This is a genomic window from Pseudomonas brassicacearum (assembly GCF_003732175.1).
Lineage (GTDB): Bacteria > Pseudomonadota > Gammaproteobacteria > Pseudomonadales > Pseudomonadaceae > Aquipseudomonas > Aquipseudomonas brassicacearum_G.
In genome coordinates, this window is record NZ_MOBI01000022.1 from 113,532 (window position 1) to 129,316 (window position 15,785).

The 15,785-nt window shown below is 59.7% G+C and carries 19 protein-coding genes; 17 read left to right on the forward strand and 2 right to left on the reverse strand.

What is annotated here, in order from left to right; translation table 11 throughout:
• The first annotated feature begins 27 nt into the window (after positions 1-27).
• The 12 genes from fleN to BK658_RS21185 all read left to right on the forward strand — a co-directional run bounded on the left by fleN (position 28) and on the right by BK658_RS21185 (position 10,791).
• Positions 28-858, forward strand: coding sequence for a flagellar synthesis regulator FleN (fleN, locus tag BK658_RS21130; RefSeq protein ID WP_019692370.1), 831 nt, complete (start codon positions 28-30; stop codon positions 856-858).
• Positions 855-1,595 carry an RNA polymerase sigma factor FliA gene (gene fliA, locus BK658_RS21135; protein ID WP_007894214.1) on the forward strand — a complete coding sequence of 247 codons (741 nt, stop codon included), beginning with the start codon at positions 855-857 and terminating at the stop codon, positions 1,593-1,595. Before fleN ends, fliA begins: the two co-directional genes overlap by 4 nt.
• A gap of 166 nt (positions 1,596-1,761) precedes the next feature.
• Positions 1,762-2,133 (forward strand): chemotaxis response regulator CheY, encoded by a 372-nt coding sequence (locus BK658_RS21140; RefSeq protein WP_008006721.1) that lies wholly within the window; start codon positions 1,762-1,764, stop codon positions 2,131-2,133.
• A gap of 31 nt (positions 2,134-2,164) precedes the next feature.
• A complete protein-coding gene (locus BK658_RS21145) occupies positions 2,165-2,953 on the forward strand; it encodes a protein phosphatase CheZ (protein ID WP_123584012.1) in 789 nt (262 codons plus the stop codon).
• 53 nt (positions 2,954-3,006) lie between these two features.
• Entirely contained in the window at positions 3,007-5,247 is a 2,241-nt protein-coding gene (locus tag BK658_RS21150; RefSeq protein ID WP_123584013.1) for a chemotaxis protein CheA, read from the forward strand.
• A 49-nt stretch (positions 5,248-5,296) separates the two neighbouring features.
• Complete coding sequence (locus BK658_RS21155) at positions 5,297-6,424, forward strand: protein-glutamate methylesterase/protein-glutamine glutaminase (protein ID WP_123584014.1); 1,128 nt, start codon at positions 5,297-5,299, stop codon at positions 6,422-6,424.
• On the forward strand, positions 6,424-7,164 hold the full coding sequence (locus BK658_RS21160; protein WP_054596304.1) for a flagellar motor protein: 741 nt from the start codon (positions 6,424-6,426) through the stop codon (positions 7,162-7,164). The genes BK658_RS21155 and BK658_RS21160 overlap by 1 nt, the downstream gene beginning before the upstream one ends.
• Before the next feature lie 15 nt (positions 7,165-7,179).
• Entirely contained in the window at positions 7,180-8,067 is an 888-nt protein-coding gene (gene motD / locus BK658_RS21165) for a flagellar motor protein MotD (protein ID WP_123584015.1), read from the forward strand.
• A gap of 50 nt (positions 8,068-8,117) precedes the next feature.
• Complete coding sequence (locus BK658_RS21170) at positions 8,118-8,906, forward strand: ParA family protein (RefSeq protein ID WP_054596306.1); 789 nt, start codon at positions 8,118-8,120, stop codon at positions 8,904-8,906.
• Positions 8,907-8,939: 33 nt separating this feature from the next.
• The gene (locus BK658_RS21175) at positions 8,940-9,836 is read left to right on the forward strand and encodes a CheW domain-containing protein (protein ID WP_123584016.1); all 897 of its coding nucleotides are present in this window, start codon (positions 8,940-8,942) and stop codon (positions 9,834-9,836) included.
• A gap of 76 nt (positions 9,837-9,912) precedes the next feature.
• Positions 9,913-10,398, forward strand: coding sequence for a chemotaxis protein CheW (locus BK658_RS21180; RefSeq protein ID WP_019692361.1), 486 nt, complete (start codon positions 9,913-9,915; stop codon positions 10,396-10,398).
• Positions 10,399-10,791: a DUF2802 domain-containing protein gene (locus BK658_RS21185; protein ID WP_123584017.1), complete on the forward strand. Its 393-nt coding sequence runs from the start codon at positions 10,399-10,401 to the stop codon at positions 10,789-10,791.
• Positions 10,792-10,917: 126 nt separating this feature from the next.
• On the opposite strand, the gene BK658_RS21190 is transcribed toward BK658_RS21185, so the two are convergent.
• Positions 10,918-11,247, reverse strand: a complete 330-nt coding sequence (locus tag BK658_RS21190) for an EscU/YscU/HrcU family type III secretion system export apparatus switch protein (protein ID WP_123584018.1) — start codon at positions 11,245-11,247, stop codon at positions 10,918-10,920.
• Complete coding sequence (gene fliK, locus BK658_RS21195; RefSeq protein ID WP_123584019.1) at positions 11,244-12,815, reverse strand: flagellar hook-length control protein FliK; 1,572 nt, start codon at positions 12,813-12,815, stop codon at positions 11,244-11,246. The genes BK658_RS21190 and fliK overlap by 4 nt, the downstream gene beginning before the upstream one ends.
• 249 nt (positions 12,816-13,064) lie before the next feature.
• On the opposite strand from fliK, the gene ccmA reads away from it, so the two are divergent.
• The 5 genes from ccmA to ccmE all read left to right on the forward strand — a co-directional run bounded on the left by ccmA (position 13,065) and on the right by ccmE (position 15,785).
• Positions 13,065-13,646 (forward strand): cytochrome c biogenesis heme-transporting ATPase CcmA, encoded by a 582-nt coding sequence (gene ccmA, locus BK658_RS21200; protein ID WP_259740123.1) that lies wholly within the window; start codon positions 13,065-13,067, stop codon positions 13,644-13,646.
• Positions 13,643-14,311, forward strand: coding sequence for a heme exporter protein CcmB (gene ccmB, locus BK658_RS21205; protein ID WP_054596311.1), 669 nt, complete (start codon positions 13,643-13,645; stop codon positions 14,309-14,311). The genes ccmA and ccmB overlap by 4 nt, the downstream gene beginning before the upstream one ends.
• A gap of 93 nt (positions 14,312-14,404) precedes the next feature.
• Complete coding sequence (locus tag BK658_RS21210) at positions 14,405-15,157, forward strand: heme ABC transporter permease (protein ID WP_123584021.1); 753 nt, start codon at positions 14,405-14,407, stop codon at positions 15,155-15,157.
• Positions 15,157-15,333, forward strand: a complete 177-nt coding sequence (gene ccmD, locus BK658_RS21215; protein ID WP_019692354.1) for a heme exporter protein CcmD — start codon at positions 15,157-15,159, stop codon at positions 15,331-15,333. Before BK658_RS21210 ends, ccmD begins: the two co-directional genes overlap by 1 nt.
• Complete coding sequence (gene ccmE / locus BK658_RS21220; protein ID WP_123584022.1) at positions 15,330-15,785, forward strand: cytochrome c maturation protein CcmE; 456 nt, start codon at positions 15,330-15,332, stop codon at positions 15,783-15,785. The genes ccmD and ccmE overlap by 4 nt, the downstream gene beginning before the upstream one ends.

Here is a 15,785-nt window from a genome sequence, read left to right on the forward strand (position 1 = left end):
CTAAGCAAGACAAGGTAAAGAACGAACATGGGCAGCATGCATCCCGTACAGGTGATCGCAGTGACCGGCGGCAAAGGTGGCGTCGGGAAGACTAATGTGTCAGTGAACTTGTCCCTGGCTCTTGCTGAGCTCGGCCGGCGCGTCATGCTGCTGGACGCCGATCTGGGACTGGCGAACGTCGACGTCCTGCTGGGGCTCACGCCCAAGCGTACGCTGGCCGACGTCATCGAAGGCCGCTGTGAACTGCGCGATGTATTACTTCAGGGGCCGGGCGGAATTCGTATTGTTCCAGCAGCGTCCGGTACCCAGAGCATGGTTCACCTGAGCCCGGCCCAGCATGCTGGCCTGATTCAGGCATTCAGCGACATTGGCGACAACCTCGACGTATTGGTGATCGACACGGCGGCGGGTATTGGTGAGTCGGTCGTCAGTTTTGTTCGCGCCGCCCAGGAAGTGTTGCTGGTGGTTTGCGACGAGCCGACGTCGATCACTGACGCCTACGCGCTGATCAAGCTGCTCAACCGCGATTACGGCATGAACCGCTTCCGCGTGCTGGCCAACATGGCACAAAGCCCGCAGGAAGGACGAAATCTGTTCGCCAAGTTGACCAAGGTCACGGATCGCTTCCTCGACGTCGCCTTACAATACGTCGGTGCGGTGCCTTACGACGAATGCGTGCGCAAGGCCGTGCAGAAGCAGCGCGCCGTGTATGAAGCGTTTCCTCGCTCCAAGTGTGCGCTGGCATTCAAGGCCATCGCGCAGAAAGTCGATACCTGGCCGTTGCCTGCCAACCCGCGTGGGCACCTGGAGTTTTTCGTCGAGCGTCTGGTGCAGCAAACTGCGGGTCCGGTTCTATGACAGCCAGCGGTTACAACCTGTACAAGAAGTCGGCGCGTGACGCGCAGTACGAACTGATCGAGCGTTACGCGCCACTGGTAAAACGTATTGCCTATCACCTGTTGGCGCGCTTGCCGGCCAGTGTTCAGGTCGAAGACCTGATCCAGGCAGGCATGATCGGCTTGCTTGAAGTGTCGACCAAATATGACGCGAGCAAAGGCGCGAGTTTCGAGACGTACGCGGGGATCCGTATCCGTGGTGCGATGCTCGATGAAGTCCGCAAGGGTGACTGGGCGCCACGCTCGGTACACCGCAATACCCGGATGGTGAGTGACGCGATTCGCTCAATTGAAGCTAAAACCGGGCGTGACGCTAAAGATCACGAGGTTGCGGCCGAACTCCAATTGAGTCTCGACGATTATTACGGGATTTTGAATGACACCTTGGGCAGTCGCCTGTTCAGCTTCGACGATCTGTTGCAGGACGGCGAGCATGAAGGGCTGCACGAGGATGGCGCGAGTGCTCATCTCGAACCGTCGCGCGACCTGGAAGATGAACGCTTCCAGGCTGCACTGGCGGATGCGATTGCCAATTTGCCGGAGCGTGAGCGACTGGTGTTGGCGCTGTACTACGACGAAGAGCTGAATCTCAAGGAAATCGGTGAGGTCCTGGGGGTCAGTGAATCGCGGGTCAGCCAGTTACACAGCCAGTGCGCGGCCCGTTTGCGGGGGCGTTTGGGGGAGTGGCGAGCGCGCTGACAGCAGTGTGGGGACACTGCGAACGAAACAGGCAGGGCGTAACGCTGTGCCGGTCTTCATCCGTTGTGCTCCAGACAGTCGTCGAGTGCTCTGCCTGATTGATTGAATGGCGTGTTCAGGTGCTGAACGCGTTTAAGACTGCTTGGAGGTCGAATTGGACAAGAACATGAAAATCCTCATCGTTGATGACTTCTCAACGATGCGGCGGATCATAAAAAACCTGTTGCGTGACCTTGGGTTCACCAACACGGTCGAGGCGGACGACGGTATTACCGCCATTCCCGTCCTCAACAGCGGGAGCATCGACTTTCTGGTAACGGACTGGAACATGCCTGGCATGACCGGTATCGATTTGCTGCGCCACGTGCGCGCCGATGAAAAGCTCAAGCACCTGCCGGTGCTGATGGTCACTGCCGAAGCCAAGCGCGAGCAGATCATCGAAGCCGCTCAAGCCGGTGTAAACGGCTATGTGGTCAAACCCTTCACGGCCCAGGCGTTGAAAGAGAAGATCGAAAAAATATTCGAACGCATCGGTTGATGTGCAGAGCCACTGCGCCACGGGGGGAGCTATGGAGCAAAGAGAATCTTCACAGGGCGATTTCGAGTCGACCCTGAAAAAACACGCTAACGAACTGGTCGAAAGCCTTGAAAAGGGCAGGTTCGGTGACGCTGTGCAACTGATCCATGAGCTCAATCAGACCCGTGATCGCGGCCTGTACCGGGAGGTGGGCAAGCTCACTCGCGAGCTGCATAGCGCGATCGTCAATTTTCAGATTGACCCGAACATGCCGCAAGCCGAGGAAGTCTCACAGATTACGGACGCCACCGAGCGCCTGTCCTATGTGGTCAAACTGACCGAAGCGGCCGCGAACCGCACCATGGATCTGGTCGAGAACAGTACTCCGCTGGTCAATGGCCTGAGCACTGACGCCCAGGCCTTGAGCGCGGACTGGGGGCGTTTCATGCGCCGCGAAGTCGGTGCCGAAGAGTTCCGCGAACTGGCCCGGCGTGTCGACGGTTTCCTGACGCGTAGCGTCGAGCAGAGCCAGGTCGTCTCGGGCAACCTCAACGATATTCTGCTGGCACAGGATTACCAGGATCTAACCGGTCAGGTGATCAAGCGCGTGACTCAACTGGTCACCGAAGTCGAAAGCAACCTGCTCAAGCTCGTGCTCATGGCCAGTCAGGTAGACCGCTTTGCGGGCATCGAACATGACCATGAAGCGATGCTGGCTGAAAAAGATCCGCAAAAACATCTCTCTCAGGGTGAAGGTCCGCAGATTCATGCCGATAAAAGAGAAGACGTTGTGTCCGGTCAGGACGATGTGGACGATTTGTTATCCAGCCTAGGATTTTAGAGTTTTAGCATTTTAGGTTTTTTAGGTTTTTAGACCTCAGGAGCACCCCCTTAATGAGCTTCGGCGCCGATGAAGAGATCCTTCAGGATTTCCTGGTTGAGGCCGGCGAGATTCTAGAGCAACTGTCCGAACAGCTGGTCGAGCTGGAAAGCCGACCAGATGATGCGGATTTGCTCAATGCAATTTTTCGCGGTTTTCACACTGTAAAAGGGGGCGCCGGCTTCCTCCAGCTCAACGAGCTGGTGGAGTGCTGTCACATCGCCGAGAACGTGTTCGACATCCTGCGCAAGGGTGAGCGTCGCGTCGACTCGGAACTGATGGACGTGGTTCTCGAAGCGCTGGACGCGGTGAACGGCATGTTCAGCGAAGTCCGCGAGCGTGCACCGATCACTGCGGCTACACCGGAACTGCTGGCGGCTCTGGCCCGTCTGGCCGAGCCTCAAACGGCCGATGTGGCGCAACCGGTTGCTGAAGTGGTCGAAACACCTGCCGCTGAAAGCGAATCGGGCGACATCACCGACAATGAATTCGAACTGCTGCTGGATTCGCTGAACGCGGTCAAGGCGCAAGCCGAAGCGGGGACGCCTGTCGCCCCGGCACCTGAAGTGGCTGCCGGCAGCGATGAAATTACCGATGCCGAGTTCGAGTCGTTGCTCGATCAATTGCACGGCAAGGGTCAGTTCGCTGTCGATGCGGTGGCAGCGCCAGCCGCGCCGGCTGCCCCGAAAGCGGCAGGCGACAGCTCCGACATTACCGACGACGAATTCGAAGCACTGCTCGATCAGTTGCATGGCAAAGGCAACTTCGCCGTTGATGCTCTGGAATCGGCAATTGCTGCCGTTCCGGCACCTGCGGCACCTACGGCTGCAGCCGCAGGTAGCGATCTGATCTCCGATCACGAGTTCGAATCGCTGCTCGACGAACTGCATGGCAAAGGCAAGTTCACGGAGGTCGGCACAGGTTCTGCTGCTTCGGTGGCGGCGCCAGTTGCCAAGGCTGCAGCGCCAGCACCTGTGGCTAAAGCGCCCGAGCCAAAAGCCGAAGCGCCGAAGCCTGCTGCCGCTGCTGCACCGGCTCCAGCTCGTGCACCGGCTTCACCGCCACCGGAAAAACCGGCCAGTGAAGCCGAGACCACCGTACGGGTGGATACCGCACGTCTCGACGAAATCATGAACATGGTCGGCGAACTGGTACTGGTGCGTAACCGTCTGGTTCGTCTGGGGCTCAACAGCGGCGACGAAGCCATGTCCAAGGCCGTGTCGAACCTCGACGTGGTCACGGCCGACTTGCAGACCGCGGTGATGAAGACCCGGATGCAGCCGATCAAGAAAGTCTTCGGGCGCTTCCCGCGTCTGGTTCGCGACCTCGCGCGCCAGCTCAAGAAAGAGATCAACCTGGAACTGGTCGGCGAAGAAACCGACCTCGACAAGAACCTCGTCGAGGCCCTGGCCGACCCGCTGGTCCACTTGGTGCGTAACTCGGTCGACCACGGTATCGAAGAACCGACTGATCGTGAGGCGATGGGCAAGCCTCGCAGCGGCAAAGTGATTCTGTCCGCAGAACAGGAAGGCGATCACATCCTGCTGTCCATCTCTGATGACGGCAAGGGCATGGACGCTGATGTCTTGCGCAGTATCGCCGTGAAGAAAGGGCTGATGGACAAGGATGCGGCGGACCGTCTCAGCGAGTCCGACTGCTTCAACCTGATCTTTGCGCCGGGTTTCTCGACCAAAACCGAGATCTCCGACGTGTCCGGTCGTGGCGTGGGCATGGACGTGGTGAAAACCAAGATCGCCCAGCTCAACGGCACCATCAATATCTACTCGACCAAGGGCAAAGGCTCGAAGATCGTCATCAAGGTCCCGTTGACCCTGGCGATCATGCCGACGCTGATGGTCATGCTCGGCAACCAGGCCTTTGCTTTCCCGCTGGTCAACGTCAACGAGATTTTCCATCTCGACCTGTCGCGCACCAACGTGGTCGACGGTCAGGAAGTGGTGATCGTGCGGGACAAGGCGCTGCCACTGTTCTACCTCAAACGCTGGCTGGTCAGCTCCGCCGCTCACGAAGAGCAGCGTGAAGGCCACGTGGTGATCCTTTCGGTGGGCACTCAGCGGATCGGCTTTGTCGTCGATCAGCTGGTGGGCCAGGAAGAAGTGGTCATCAAGCCATTGGGCAAAATGCTTCAGGGAACCCCGGGCATGTCCGGCGCCACCATTACCGGTGACGGCCGCATCGCCCTGATTCTCGATGTTCCGAGCATGCTCAAGCGTTACGCCGCACGGCGTATTTGATTCTGGCGGAGCGGGGCGACTGAGCCTCGCTCCGTCTAACGGAGTGTTTATGGCAGTCAAAGTCCTGGTGGTGGATGATTCTGGTTTTTTCCGCCGCCGCGTCTCGGAAATTCTTTCAGCGGATCCGAGTATCCAGGTTGTCGGTACGGCGACCAACGGTAAAGAGGCGATCGATCAGGCCCTGGCCCTCAAGCCAGACGTGATCACCATGGACTACGAGATGCCGATGATGGATGGCATCACGGCGGTGCGGCACATCATGCAGCGCTGTCCTACCCCGGTTTTGATGTTCTCCTCGCTGACGCACGAAGGCGCTCGGGTCACTCTCGATGCACTGGATGCCGGCGCGGTGGACTTCCTGCCGAAGAATTTCGAAGACATCTCGCGCAACCCCGAGAAGGTCAAGCAACTGCTGTGCGAAAAGGTCCACAGCATTTCGCGCAGTAACCGTCGTTTCAGCGCCTACAGCGCCCCGGCTCCAGCCGCCGCGCCAGCCCCGACACCGGCACCTTCGAGTTTCGGCAGCAGTGCAGCTGCGCCCGCGCGTCCGGCCCCGACGCCGACTCCCGCGCGTGCGCCGGTTGCCAGCGCCTCGTCGCCGGCCCCGAAACGCAAAGCCTACAAACTGGTTGCCATTGGTACGTCAACCGGCGGCCCGGTTGCGTTGCAACGGGTGCTGACACAGCTGCCGGCAAACTTCCCGGCGCCGATCGTGCTGATCCAGCACATGCCGGCGGCCTTCACCAAGGCTTTCGCCGAGCGTTTGGACAAGCTCTGCCGGATCAGCGTCAAGGAAGCTGAGGATGGTGACATCCTGCGTCCGGGCCTGGCCTTGCTGGCGCCGGGTGGCAAGCAAATGATGATCGACGGCCGTGGTGCGGTGAAAATCCTCCCGGGCGACGAGCGTCTGAACTACAAACCGTGCGTGGACATCACCTTCGGTTCAGCGGCCAAGTCCTACGGCGACAAAGTTCTGGCGGTAGTCCTTACCGGCATGGGCGCCGACGGTCGCGAAGGTGCGCGTCTGCTCAAGCAGGGCGGCAGTGCGGTCTGGGCTCAGGATGAAGCCAGTTGCGTGATCTACGGCATGCCGATGGCGATCGTCAAAGCCGATCTGGCAGACGCGATCTACGGCCTCGACGATATCGGCAAGCACCTGGCCGAGGCGTGCATCTGATGGATGTTTTAAGCCTCATCGGGATCATCATGGCGTTCATCGCCATTATTGGTGGCAACTACCTGGAAGGTGGGCATCTCGGTGCCTTGGCCAACGGCCCGGCGGCATTGATCGTGCTCGGCGGGACCATTGGTGCTGCGTTGTTACAGTCGCCGATGAGTGCCTTCAAGCGCGCCATGCAGATTCTTCGCTGGATCCTCTTTCCGCCTCGCGTCGACCTCGCCGGTGGTATCGACCGTGTGGTCAACTGGAGCCTCACCGCGCGCAAGGAAGGTTTGCTCGGGCTCGAAGGGGTAGCGGACAGCGAACCCGACAGCTACTCGCGCAAAGGCTTGCAACTGCTGGTCGACGGCGCCGAGCCCGAGTCGATTCGCAGCATCCTCGAAGTGGATTTCTACACCCAGGAAAGCCGTGACATCGAAGCCGCCAAAGTCTTTGAAAGCATGGGCGGCTATGCGCCGACCATCGGTATCATCGGTGCGGTCATGGGCCTGATTCATGTCATGGGCAACCTGGGTGATCCGTCGCAGCTGGGCAGCGGCATTGCCGTGGCCTTCGTCGCGACCATCTACGGCGTGGCCAGCGCCAACCTGGTGCTGTTGCCGATTGCCAGCAAGCTCAAGTCCATCGCGTTGCGGCAGTCGCGTTATCGCGAAATGTTGCTGGAAGGCATTCTGTCGATTGCCGAAGGTGAAAACCCTCGCTCCATCGAGTTGAAGCTTCAGGGCTTCATGGACTGATGGGGGTAATGGACTATGGCACGCCGCCGTCAGCACGATGAACACGTCAACCACGAGCGCTGGCTGGTGTCCTACGCGGACTTCATCACACTGCTGTTCGCCTTTTTCGTGGTGATGTACTCCATCTCTTCGATCAACGAAGGCAAGTACAAGGAAATTTCCGAAGCGCTGGTCGGGGTCTTTACCAACTCTGACCGTGCCCTCAAGCCGATCCCCATCGGCGAAGAGCGTCCGAAGACGGTTACCCCGGCCAAGCCGCTGGTCAAGGACAGCGAGCAGATCGATGCCGGCATTGCCCAGGCCAGCAAGGATCCGCTCAAGAGTATTGCCGATGACATCAGTGCGGCGTTTGGCGATTTGATCAGTTCCAATCAGATGACCGTGCGTGGCAACGAGTTGTGGGTCGAGATCGAACTCAACTCGAGCCTGTTGTTCGGCAGCGGCGATGCCATGCCCAGCGATATCGCATTCAACATCATCGACAAGGTCGCGGCGATTCTGAAGCCGTTCGACAACCCGATTCACGTTGAAGGCTTCACCGACGATCAACCGATCCGCACGGCGCAGTACCCGACCAACTGGGAACTGTCCTCGGCCCGCTCGGCGAGCATTGTGCGCATGCTCGCCATGCAAGGTGTCAACCCCGGGCGTCTGGCCTCGGTGGGTTACGGCGAGTTCCAGCCTGTGGCCAATAACGCGACTGCCGAAGGGCGTGCACGTAACCGGCGCGTGGTGTTGGTGGTGTCGCGCAATCTCGATGTACGTCGCAGCCTGACCGGTACCGGAACCGCTAATGCAAAACCGGACGCCGCGTTGAAGCGTGCTGGCACACAAACTGCACCGACGACTGTCAAGTCGCCGGGACACGTGAGTGCCGTCAATTCTCCGTCACCCGGCTTATAACGTTGAGCTATTTCTCGGTTGTATTGATTCGACCGGGAGGAACAATCTGAATGAGAGTCTGGGCAGTCGCCAATCAAAAGGGTGGTGTCGGTAAAACCACTTCCTCCATCGCTTTAGCCGGTTTGCTGGCTGAGGCGGGCAAGCGCGTGGTTGTGGTCGATCTCGACCCGCACGGCTCCATGACCAGCTACTTCGGTTACGACCCCGACAGCCTGGAACACAGCAGCTACGACCTGTTTCTGCACAAGGGCAGCGTGCCACAAGGCTTGCCCGGGCAGCTGTTGCTGCCGACCAGCGACGAACGTATTTCCCTGTTGCCGTCGAGCACCGCGCTCGCCACCCTCGAGCGCCAGTCGCCGGGGCAGAGTGGCCTGGGCCTGGTGATCGCCAAGAGCCTGGCGCAATTGTGGCAGGACTTCGATTACGCGTTGATCGACAGCCCACCGTTGCTGGGTGTGTTGATGGTCAATGCCTTGGCGGCCAGCCAGCAGTTGGTGATTCCGGTGCAGACCGAGCATCTTGCAGTGAAAGGTCTGGAGCGCATGGTCAACACCTTGGCGATGATCAACCGTTCGCGTAAACAAGCACTGCCGTTCAGCATCGTACCGACCCTGTTCGACCGTCGCACCCAAGCCTCGCTGGGAACCTTGCGGGTGCTGCGCGACATGTACCCGGAAGAGATCTGGCAAGGCTACATCCCGGTCGATACCCGACTGCGTGATGCCAGCCGTGCCGGCCTGACCCCTTCGCAGTTCGACGGCAAGAGCCGTGGTGTGCTGGCGTACCGCGCACTGCTCAAGCATTTGCTGGCGCAGCAACTTGTTCCGCAGGTGGCTTGAGATGAAGCCGATTTCTGCCGGGGGAGTGTGCCAATGAACCGGCCAGTAAAAATCACCAGTCGACCACAACTGGCGTTGCAGTCCTATCTGGATGCGTTGTTGCAAGACGCGACCGAGGAGTGGCCGTCAGAAGTCGAGGTATTACCCGAGGTTGTAGAAGTCGCCGAGGTCGTCGAAGCCATTGAGGCTGAAGCCTCACTGGACGAGTTCCAGGCTGCGGTGCTCGAAGAGCAGGCTCGCGATGCACAAAAGCCAGTGGTTGCGCCTCCCGTTGTAGCTCCGGTTGCCGAGGCGCCCGTTGTCGTGCCGGTACTGGAAGCACCTGCACCCATTCTGGCGCCGGTTTCAACGGTCGCTCCCTTGCTCAAAGCGCTGGTCGAGCCGGTCGTCGACATCCATCTGCCGCCGAGCAACACCCCACCGCCGGTGGTTGGTGATGACCGGCCAAGCTGGGCTGCCGAACCGTTTGAATGCCTGTTGTTCGACGTCGCCGGTTTGACTCTGGCCGTGCCGCTGGTGTGCCTCGGTTCGATTTACTCGTTGGCCGGTCATGAGCTGACGCCATTGTTCGGTCAGCCGGAATGGTTTCTCGGGATTCTGCCAAGCCAGGCCGGCAACCTGAAGGTGCTGGATACCGCGCGCTGGGTCATGCCTGATCGTTATCGCGATGACTTCCGCCAGGGCCTGCAATACGTGATCTCGGTTCAGGGCTATGAGTGGGGGCTGGCAGTGCATCAGGTCAGCCGCTCGTTGCGCCTGGACCCGAACGAAATCAAATGGCGCAGCCATCGGGGTCAACGGCCATGGCTGGCCGGGACGGTGATCGAGCACATGTGTGCGTTGCTGGATGTCTCGGAGCTGGCGGAGTTGATCGCCAGCGGTGGTGCCAAGCACATGGGTGGCGCTAAGCCGGCCCACAAACCTACATAACAAGCAGCTGGCCGCATACACAGTGCGGCCGGGCAGAACACACACCGCCACAGGCGGTTTTTCGAGGGGTCAGGGTATGAATGATAAGGCGTCGTCTGCAAAGGGTTCCGAAGATCCGATCCTGCAATGGGTAACCTTCAAACTGGACAATGAAACCTACGGCATCAACGTGATGCGCGTTCAGGAAGTCCTGCGCTACACCGAAATCGCTCCGGTTCCGGGTGCGCCAAGCTACGTGCTGGGCATCATCAACCTGCGCGGCAACGTGGTGACCGTGATCGACACCCGTCAGCGCTTCGGCCTGGGCACTGTCGAAGTCAGCGACAACACCCGTATCGTGATCATCGAAGCCGACAAGCAAGTGGTCGGGATCATGGTCGACAGCGTGGCTGAAGTGGTTTACCTGCGTCAGTCCGAGATCGAAACCGCGCCTAACGTCGGTAACGAAGAATCGGCCAAGTTCATCCAGGGCGTGTGCAACAAGAACAACGAGTTGCTGATCCTGGTCGAGCTGGACAAAATGATGAGCGAAGAAGAGTGGTCGGAACTGGAGAGTATCTGATTGATTCTCGAGGTTGCTGTCATAGTACTGGGGCTCCTGTGGGTAGGGACCCTGGCGATGTTCCTGGCTTACACGCGTAAACAGCGAGAGCTGGCAGCGCTGCAAGCCCAGGGCGATGCGTTGCGAGATCAGCGCATCAAGGACCTGGCCAAGCGTGTCGACGACTACCAGAACGGTAACGTGCGCATGGGTGAAGACCTGCATGAACTGCGTGCGGTGGTCGGCCCCTTGCCGGACAAGCTGGCCCAGCTTGAGCAGCGCGACCCGTCGAGCCTGTCATTCGCTCAGGCAGCCCGCCTGGTGGGGATGGGCGCCAGCGTCGACGAATTGACCCAGTCCTGCGGCCTGACCCAGGCAGAGGCGGAGTTGATGAGCAAGTTGCACAAGAACTGATTGCTGCATGGGATCGTTCCCACGCTCCGCGTGGGAATGCCTCTCTGGACGCTCTGCGTCCGCCCTTGAATGTGACGCAGAGCGTCACGGGCTTCGTTACCACGCAGAGCGTGGGAACGATCAACTTCAGTAATCCTCTCCTCGATCTGTCACATCCCGCTCCACCATTGCTGCCTCTGAACCGTGCCCTTGCGGAAACTTGCCCTTGAGTTTCCAGGCAAACGCAATGATCTCGGCAATCGTGCGGTAGAGCTCTTCAGGGATGCTTTCACCCAGCTCCATCCTCGCCAGCAACTTCACGAGTTCGGCGTTCTCATAAATCGGCACTTGATAGTCGCGGGCGATCTTCAGAATCGCTTCGGCCAGTTCGTCATCGCCTTTGGCGGTGAGCGTCGGGGCGTGGCTGCCGTCGTACTTGAGGGCGATAGCTTGGCGCGGTGGCGTGGGGTTGTTCATGCGGTTTCGTCGACCCAGCGTTGTTCGAGGCGGGTTTGATTGCCTTGGGGTGGTGTGCCGAGGTGGCAATTCAGGTCGCCAACATTCAGGCCCGATGCCAGCAACTGCGCGCGCAAGCCATCCAGGTTGCTTTCGATCAGGCTGGCGGTATAAGGCCGCTCGGCCCAGAGCTGGCTGGAGAGTTTGCCTTGGGCTAACTGCGCCTGGATCTGCAGTGGCCCGAGCGGTTCCATGTCGAACGCCAGCTCGACTCGCCAGAGCCGTTGTTTCGGCTCGCGCTCGACAGGTTTTTCGTGTTGTTCCTTTTCGGGGGTGTCCTCGCGTTGAAACTTGACCTGCAACGGCACGATGTCTTGCAGGTTACGCATGGGGATTTCCAACTGCCAGGTGGTTTGCAGCTTGCCATCCTCGGTCATGCCGGTCTGTTCCAGGCTCGACAGTTGATGGCTCTGCAGGCGGGAAACGGCCGCTGCGGCTAAGCGCAGCAAGTGTTCCAGGTCGCCTTCACCCTCCAGGCTTTGCAGCAGACGCGAGGGCAGGGGGAAGCTGCTTGGCTGGGGTTTGGCGCTGACCTGCCCGAGGGTGCCGAGGGCGCTGCGGACAAAGCTTGGAAGCGCCTGCGCCAAGGTGTTGGCAGCGATGACCGCGTTGAAACTGGTATTGGCCGGCAGGCCGGGGGCCAATTGTGCGATCAATCGCAGCAAGTTGCCTTTCATGTCCGGCGTCAGTGCCGGGTTCTGTCCGGCGAGCAGTTTGCTTTCCAGAAACAACCCACTGTTGGCCAGCGTCTGCGCCAAGCCTTTGGGGGTGCTCAGTTGCTGAACGTCTGGCAGGTCGGCGAGCAGTTTGTCGACGGCGGCGCGCAGGTCGTCGGAGGTGGTGTCGGAGTCTGGCAGGTTTTGCAGGGCATCGATCAGCCCGCTCAACGAACCTTGGCGACTTTGCTGGGTCAGCAGCTGCTGGGTTACTGCCAGTTGATCCTGACGGCTGGCCAGTGGCACGAAACTCAGGCTTTGCGCGCCCTGGACCAAGGCGCTGAGCAGGCTGCCGATGCGCAATGGTTGTGGGCTGTCGATACTCAAGGTGCTGCCGCTGAGCGCGGTATTGAGCAAACTCACCAACGAGCGATACACCGCCGGCTGCCCCGGTGTTTGCGGCATTAGCTGGGTGGTCAGGACTTTACCTTGCAGCAAGGTGCCGACCGGCAGTTGTGAGGTGTCGAGACGGGTGAGGGTGGCGATGTTGGACGCGATGGCCTGTTGCACCGTGATCGCCAGGCTCCCGGCCGAAGGTTGGCTGACCGTCAGGTTGGTGCCTTGAGGCAGGGGCTGGTTGCTGGTGGCTTGCACGGTGGTCTGACGGCCACCGTCCAGAGTGACCTTGAGCAGCAGCTGAAAAGTCTGGTCGTTCTGTTTGAGCGACAGCACTTCAGCGCTTGCGCTCTGGCCAGCGGCGATTAAGCCTTCCACCGGGGTCTGCAGCTTGAGCAACTCACCACCGACCACGAGCGGGCGCGAGGTGGCCGGCGTCATAGCGGGCAGTGGAAGGATGTTCATGTCGCCGGTCATCAGGTCACACCCTGTCGAAATTGCCCTCTTTGGAGTAGGACATGACATGTATAATGCCGCCCCGTTGTTGTCGGGGTGCGGAAAACATCGCAAATGTTTGACGCAGCTCTCTAGAACAGGCCGTCAATGCATCTATGCTGCATCACTTTAACGGCCGCTCCATTGCCGACTTGAACCGTAAAGGCCCGCGATCTCTTGACCAGCCCTCTACTAGAAGCCGTAGCGCTCGCCTGTGAGCGAGACTGGCGGATGCTCTTCGAAAACCTCGAGTTGCGTCTGGGCCGCGGTGACATGTTGCAGATCAGCGGCCCTAACGGTAGCGGCAAGACCAGCCTGCTGCGCCTGCTCGCCGGCTTGATGCAGCCGACCAGTGGCCAGGTATTGCTCAACGGCCAGCCCTTGAACACGCAACGCCCGGAACTGGCCCACAACCTGTTATGGATCGGCCATGCCGCCGGAATCAAGGACCTGCTGACTCCCGAAGAGAATCTCAGCTGGCTGTGCGCGTTGCACCAGCCCGCCACTCATGAGGCGATCTGGCAGGCGCTGGCAGCGGTAGGACTGCGCGGTTTCGAAGATGTTCCTTGTCACACCCTGTCCGCCGGCCAGCAACGCCGCGTGGCTCTGGCCCGCTTGTATCTGGACAGTCCGGCGTTGTGGATTCTCGACGAGCCGTTTACCGCACTGGATAAACAAGGCGTCGCCCAGCTGGAAGAACACCTGGCCGTACACTGCGAGCGAGGTGGCATGGTGATTCTGACCACTCACCACACGTTGACCCGGATGCCGGCCGGTTACCGCGACATCGATTTGGGGCAGTGGGCCGTATGAGTGTTTTTGCACTGTTGGTCGCCCGTGAGGCGCGTTTGCTGTGTCGTCGTCCTGCCGAGCTGGCCAACCCCCTCGTATTCTTCGCCATTGTTGTCTCAATGTTTCCATTGGCGGTCGGACCTGAGACACAATTGTTGCAAACCTTGTCACCGGGGCTGGTCTGGGTAGCGGCCCTTTTATCGGTTTTGCTCTCGCTGGACGGGCTTTTCCGCAGTGATTTCGAGGACGGATCCCTTGAACAGTGGGTCCTTTCGTCGCACCCCCTGCCTCTTCTGGTTTTGGCAAAGGTGCTGGCACACTGGGCGTTTTCCGGCTTGGCACTGGTGTTGCTTGCCCCGTTACTGGCGTTGATGCTCGGTTTGCCTGCCGCCTGTCTGCCGGTTTTGCTCTTGTCGCTATTGCTCGGTACACCGGTACTGAGCTTGCTCGGTGCGGTGGGCGCGGCGCTGACGGTCGGATTGAAGCGCGGCGGCTTGCTGCTGGCATTATTGATTCTGCCGCTTTACATCCCGGTGTTGATTCTCGGCAGTGGCGCTTTACAGGCTGCCTTGCAGGGCATGCCGGCAACCGGTTATTTGCTGTGGCTTGGTAGCCTGACCGCCCTGGCGATAACCCTGACACCCTTTGCAATAGCTGCTGGCCTGAAGATCAGCGTCGGCGAATAATAATGAGGTCTGGTTGTTTTTTGACCGCTTTTTTTAAAAAAGGCAGACCCTGACTTTTCGTGACAACGGAAAGCAACCGTGATGGAAACAGCAATGAACTGGACCTGGTTTCATAAGCTCGGCTCGCCCAAATGGTTTTACGGCATCAGCGGCAAGCTGCTGCCCTGGCTGAGCGTCGCGGCGTTGCTGCTGATCGGCGTCGGCGTGGTCTGGGGCCTGGCCTTCGCGCCACCGGACTACCAGCAAGGCAACAGCTTTCGAATCATCTACATTCATGTACCGGCCGCCATGCTGGCGCAGTCCTGCTACGTGATGCTGGCGGTCTGCGGCATTGTCGGGCTGGTGTGGAAGATGAAACTGGCGGACGTCGCCCTGCAATGCGCAGCGCCGATCGGTGCCTGGATGACCGCCGTGGCGCTGGTCACCGGGGCAATCTGGGGCAAACCGACCTGGGGCTCGTGGTGGGTCTGGGATGCACGACTTACGTCCATGTTGATTCTGCTGTTTCTGTACTTCGGTCTCATTGCGCTGGGCAACGCCATCAGCAATCGTGACAGCGCGGCCAAGGCCTGCGCGGTGCTGGCGATTGTCGGCGTGATCAATATCCCGATCATCAAGTACTCGGTGGAGTGGTGGAACACCCTGCACCAGGGCGCAACCTTCACCCTCACCGAAAAACCGGCAATGCCGGCCGAAATGTGGCTGCCGTTGCTGCTGACGGTGCTGGGTTTCTACTGTTTCTTCGGCGCCGTGCTGTTGCTGCGCATGCGCCTTGAAGTGCTCAAGCGCGAAGCCCGTGCAAGCTGGGTCAAGGCCGAAGTGCAAAACAGCCTGGAGGCCGCGTAATGAGTTTTGCTTCATTCGGCGACTTCCTCGCCATGGGCCATCACGGTCTTTATGTCTGGTCGGCTTATGGCATCTGCCTGGCGGTACTGGCTCTCAACGTGGCTGCGCCGATCCTGGCCCGCAAGCGTTACCTGCAACAAGAGGCGCGTCGTCTGCGCCGGGAGAACAGCAAGTGAATCCGCTGCGTAAAAAGCGTCTTGTCATTATTTTCGCGATTCTGGTGGGTGTTGGTGCAGCTGTCGGCCTGGCCCTTAGTGCCTTGCAACAGAACATCAACCTCTTTTACACACCGACCCAAATCGCCAGTGGCGAAGCCCCGCAAGACACGCGCATTCGTGCTGGCGGCATGGTCGAGAAGGGCTCGCTGCAACGCTCCGGCGATTCGCTGGACGTGAAATTCATCGTCACCGACTTCAACAAATCCGTGACCATCACCTACCGCGGCATCCTCCCGGACCTGTTCCGCGAAGGGCAGGGCATCGTTGCACTGGGCAAACTGAATGCGGACGGCGTGGTGGTGGCTGATGAAGTGCTGGCCAAGCACGACGAGAAATACATGCCGCCAGAAGTGACAAAAGCGCTCAAAGACAGTGGTCAATCTGCTCCAACACCCGCGAAGGAGGGTTGA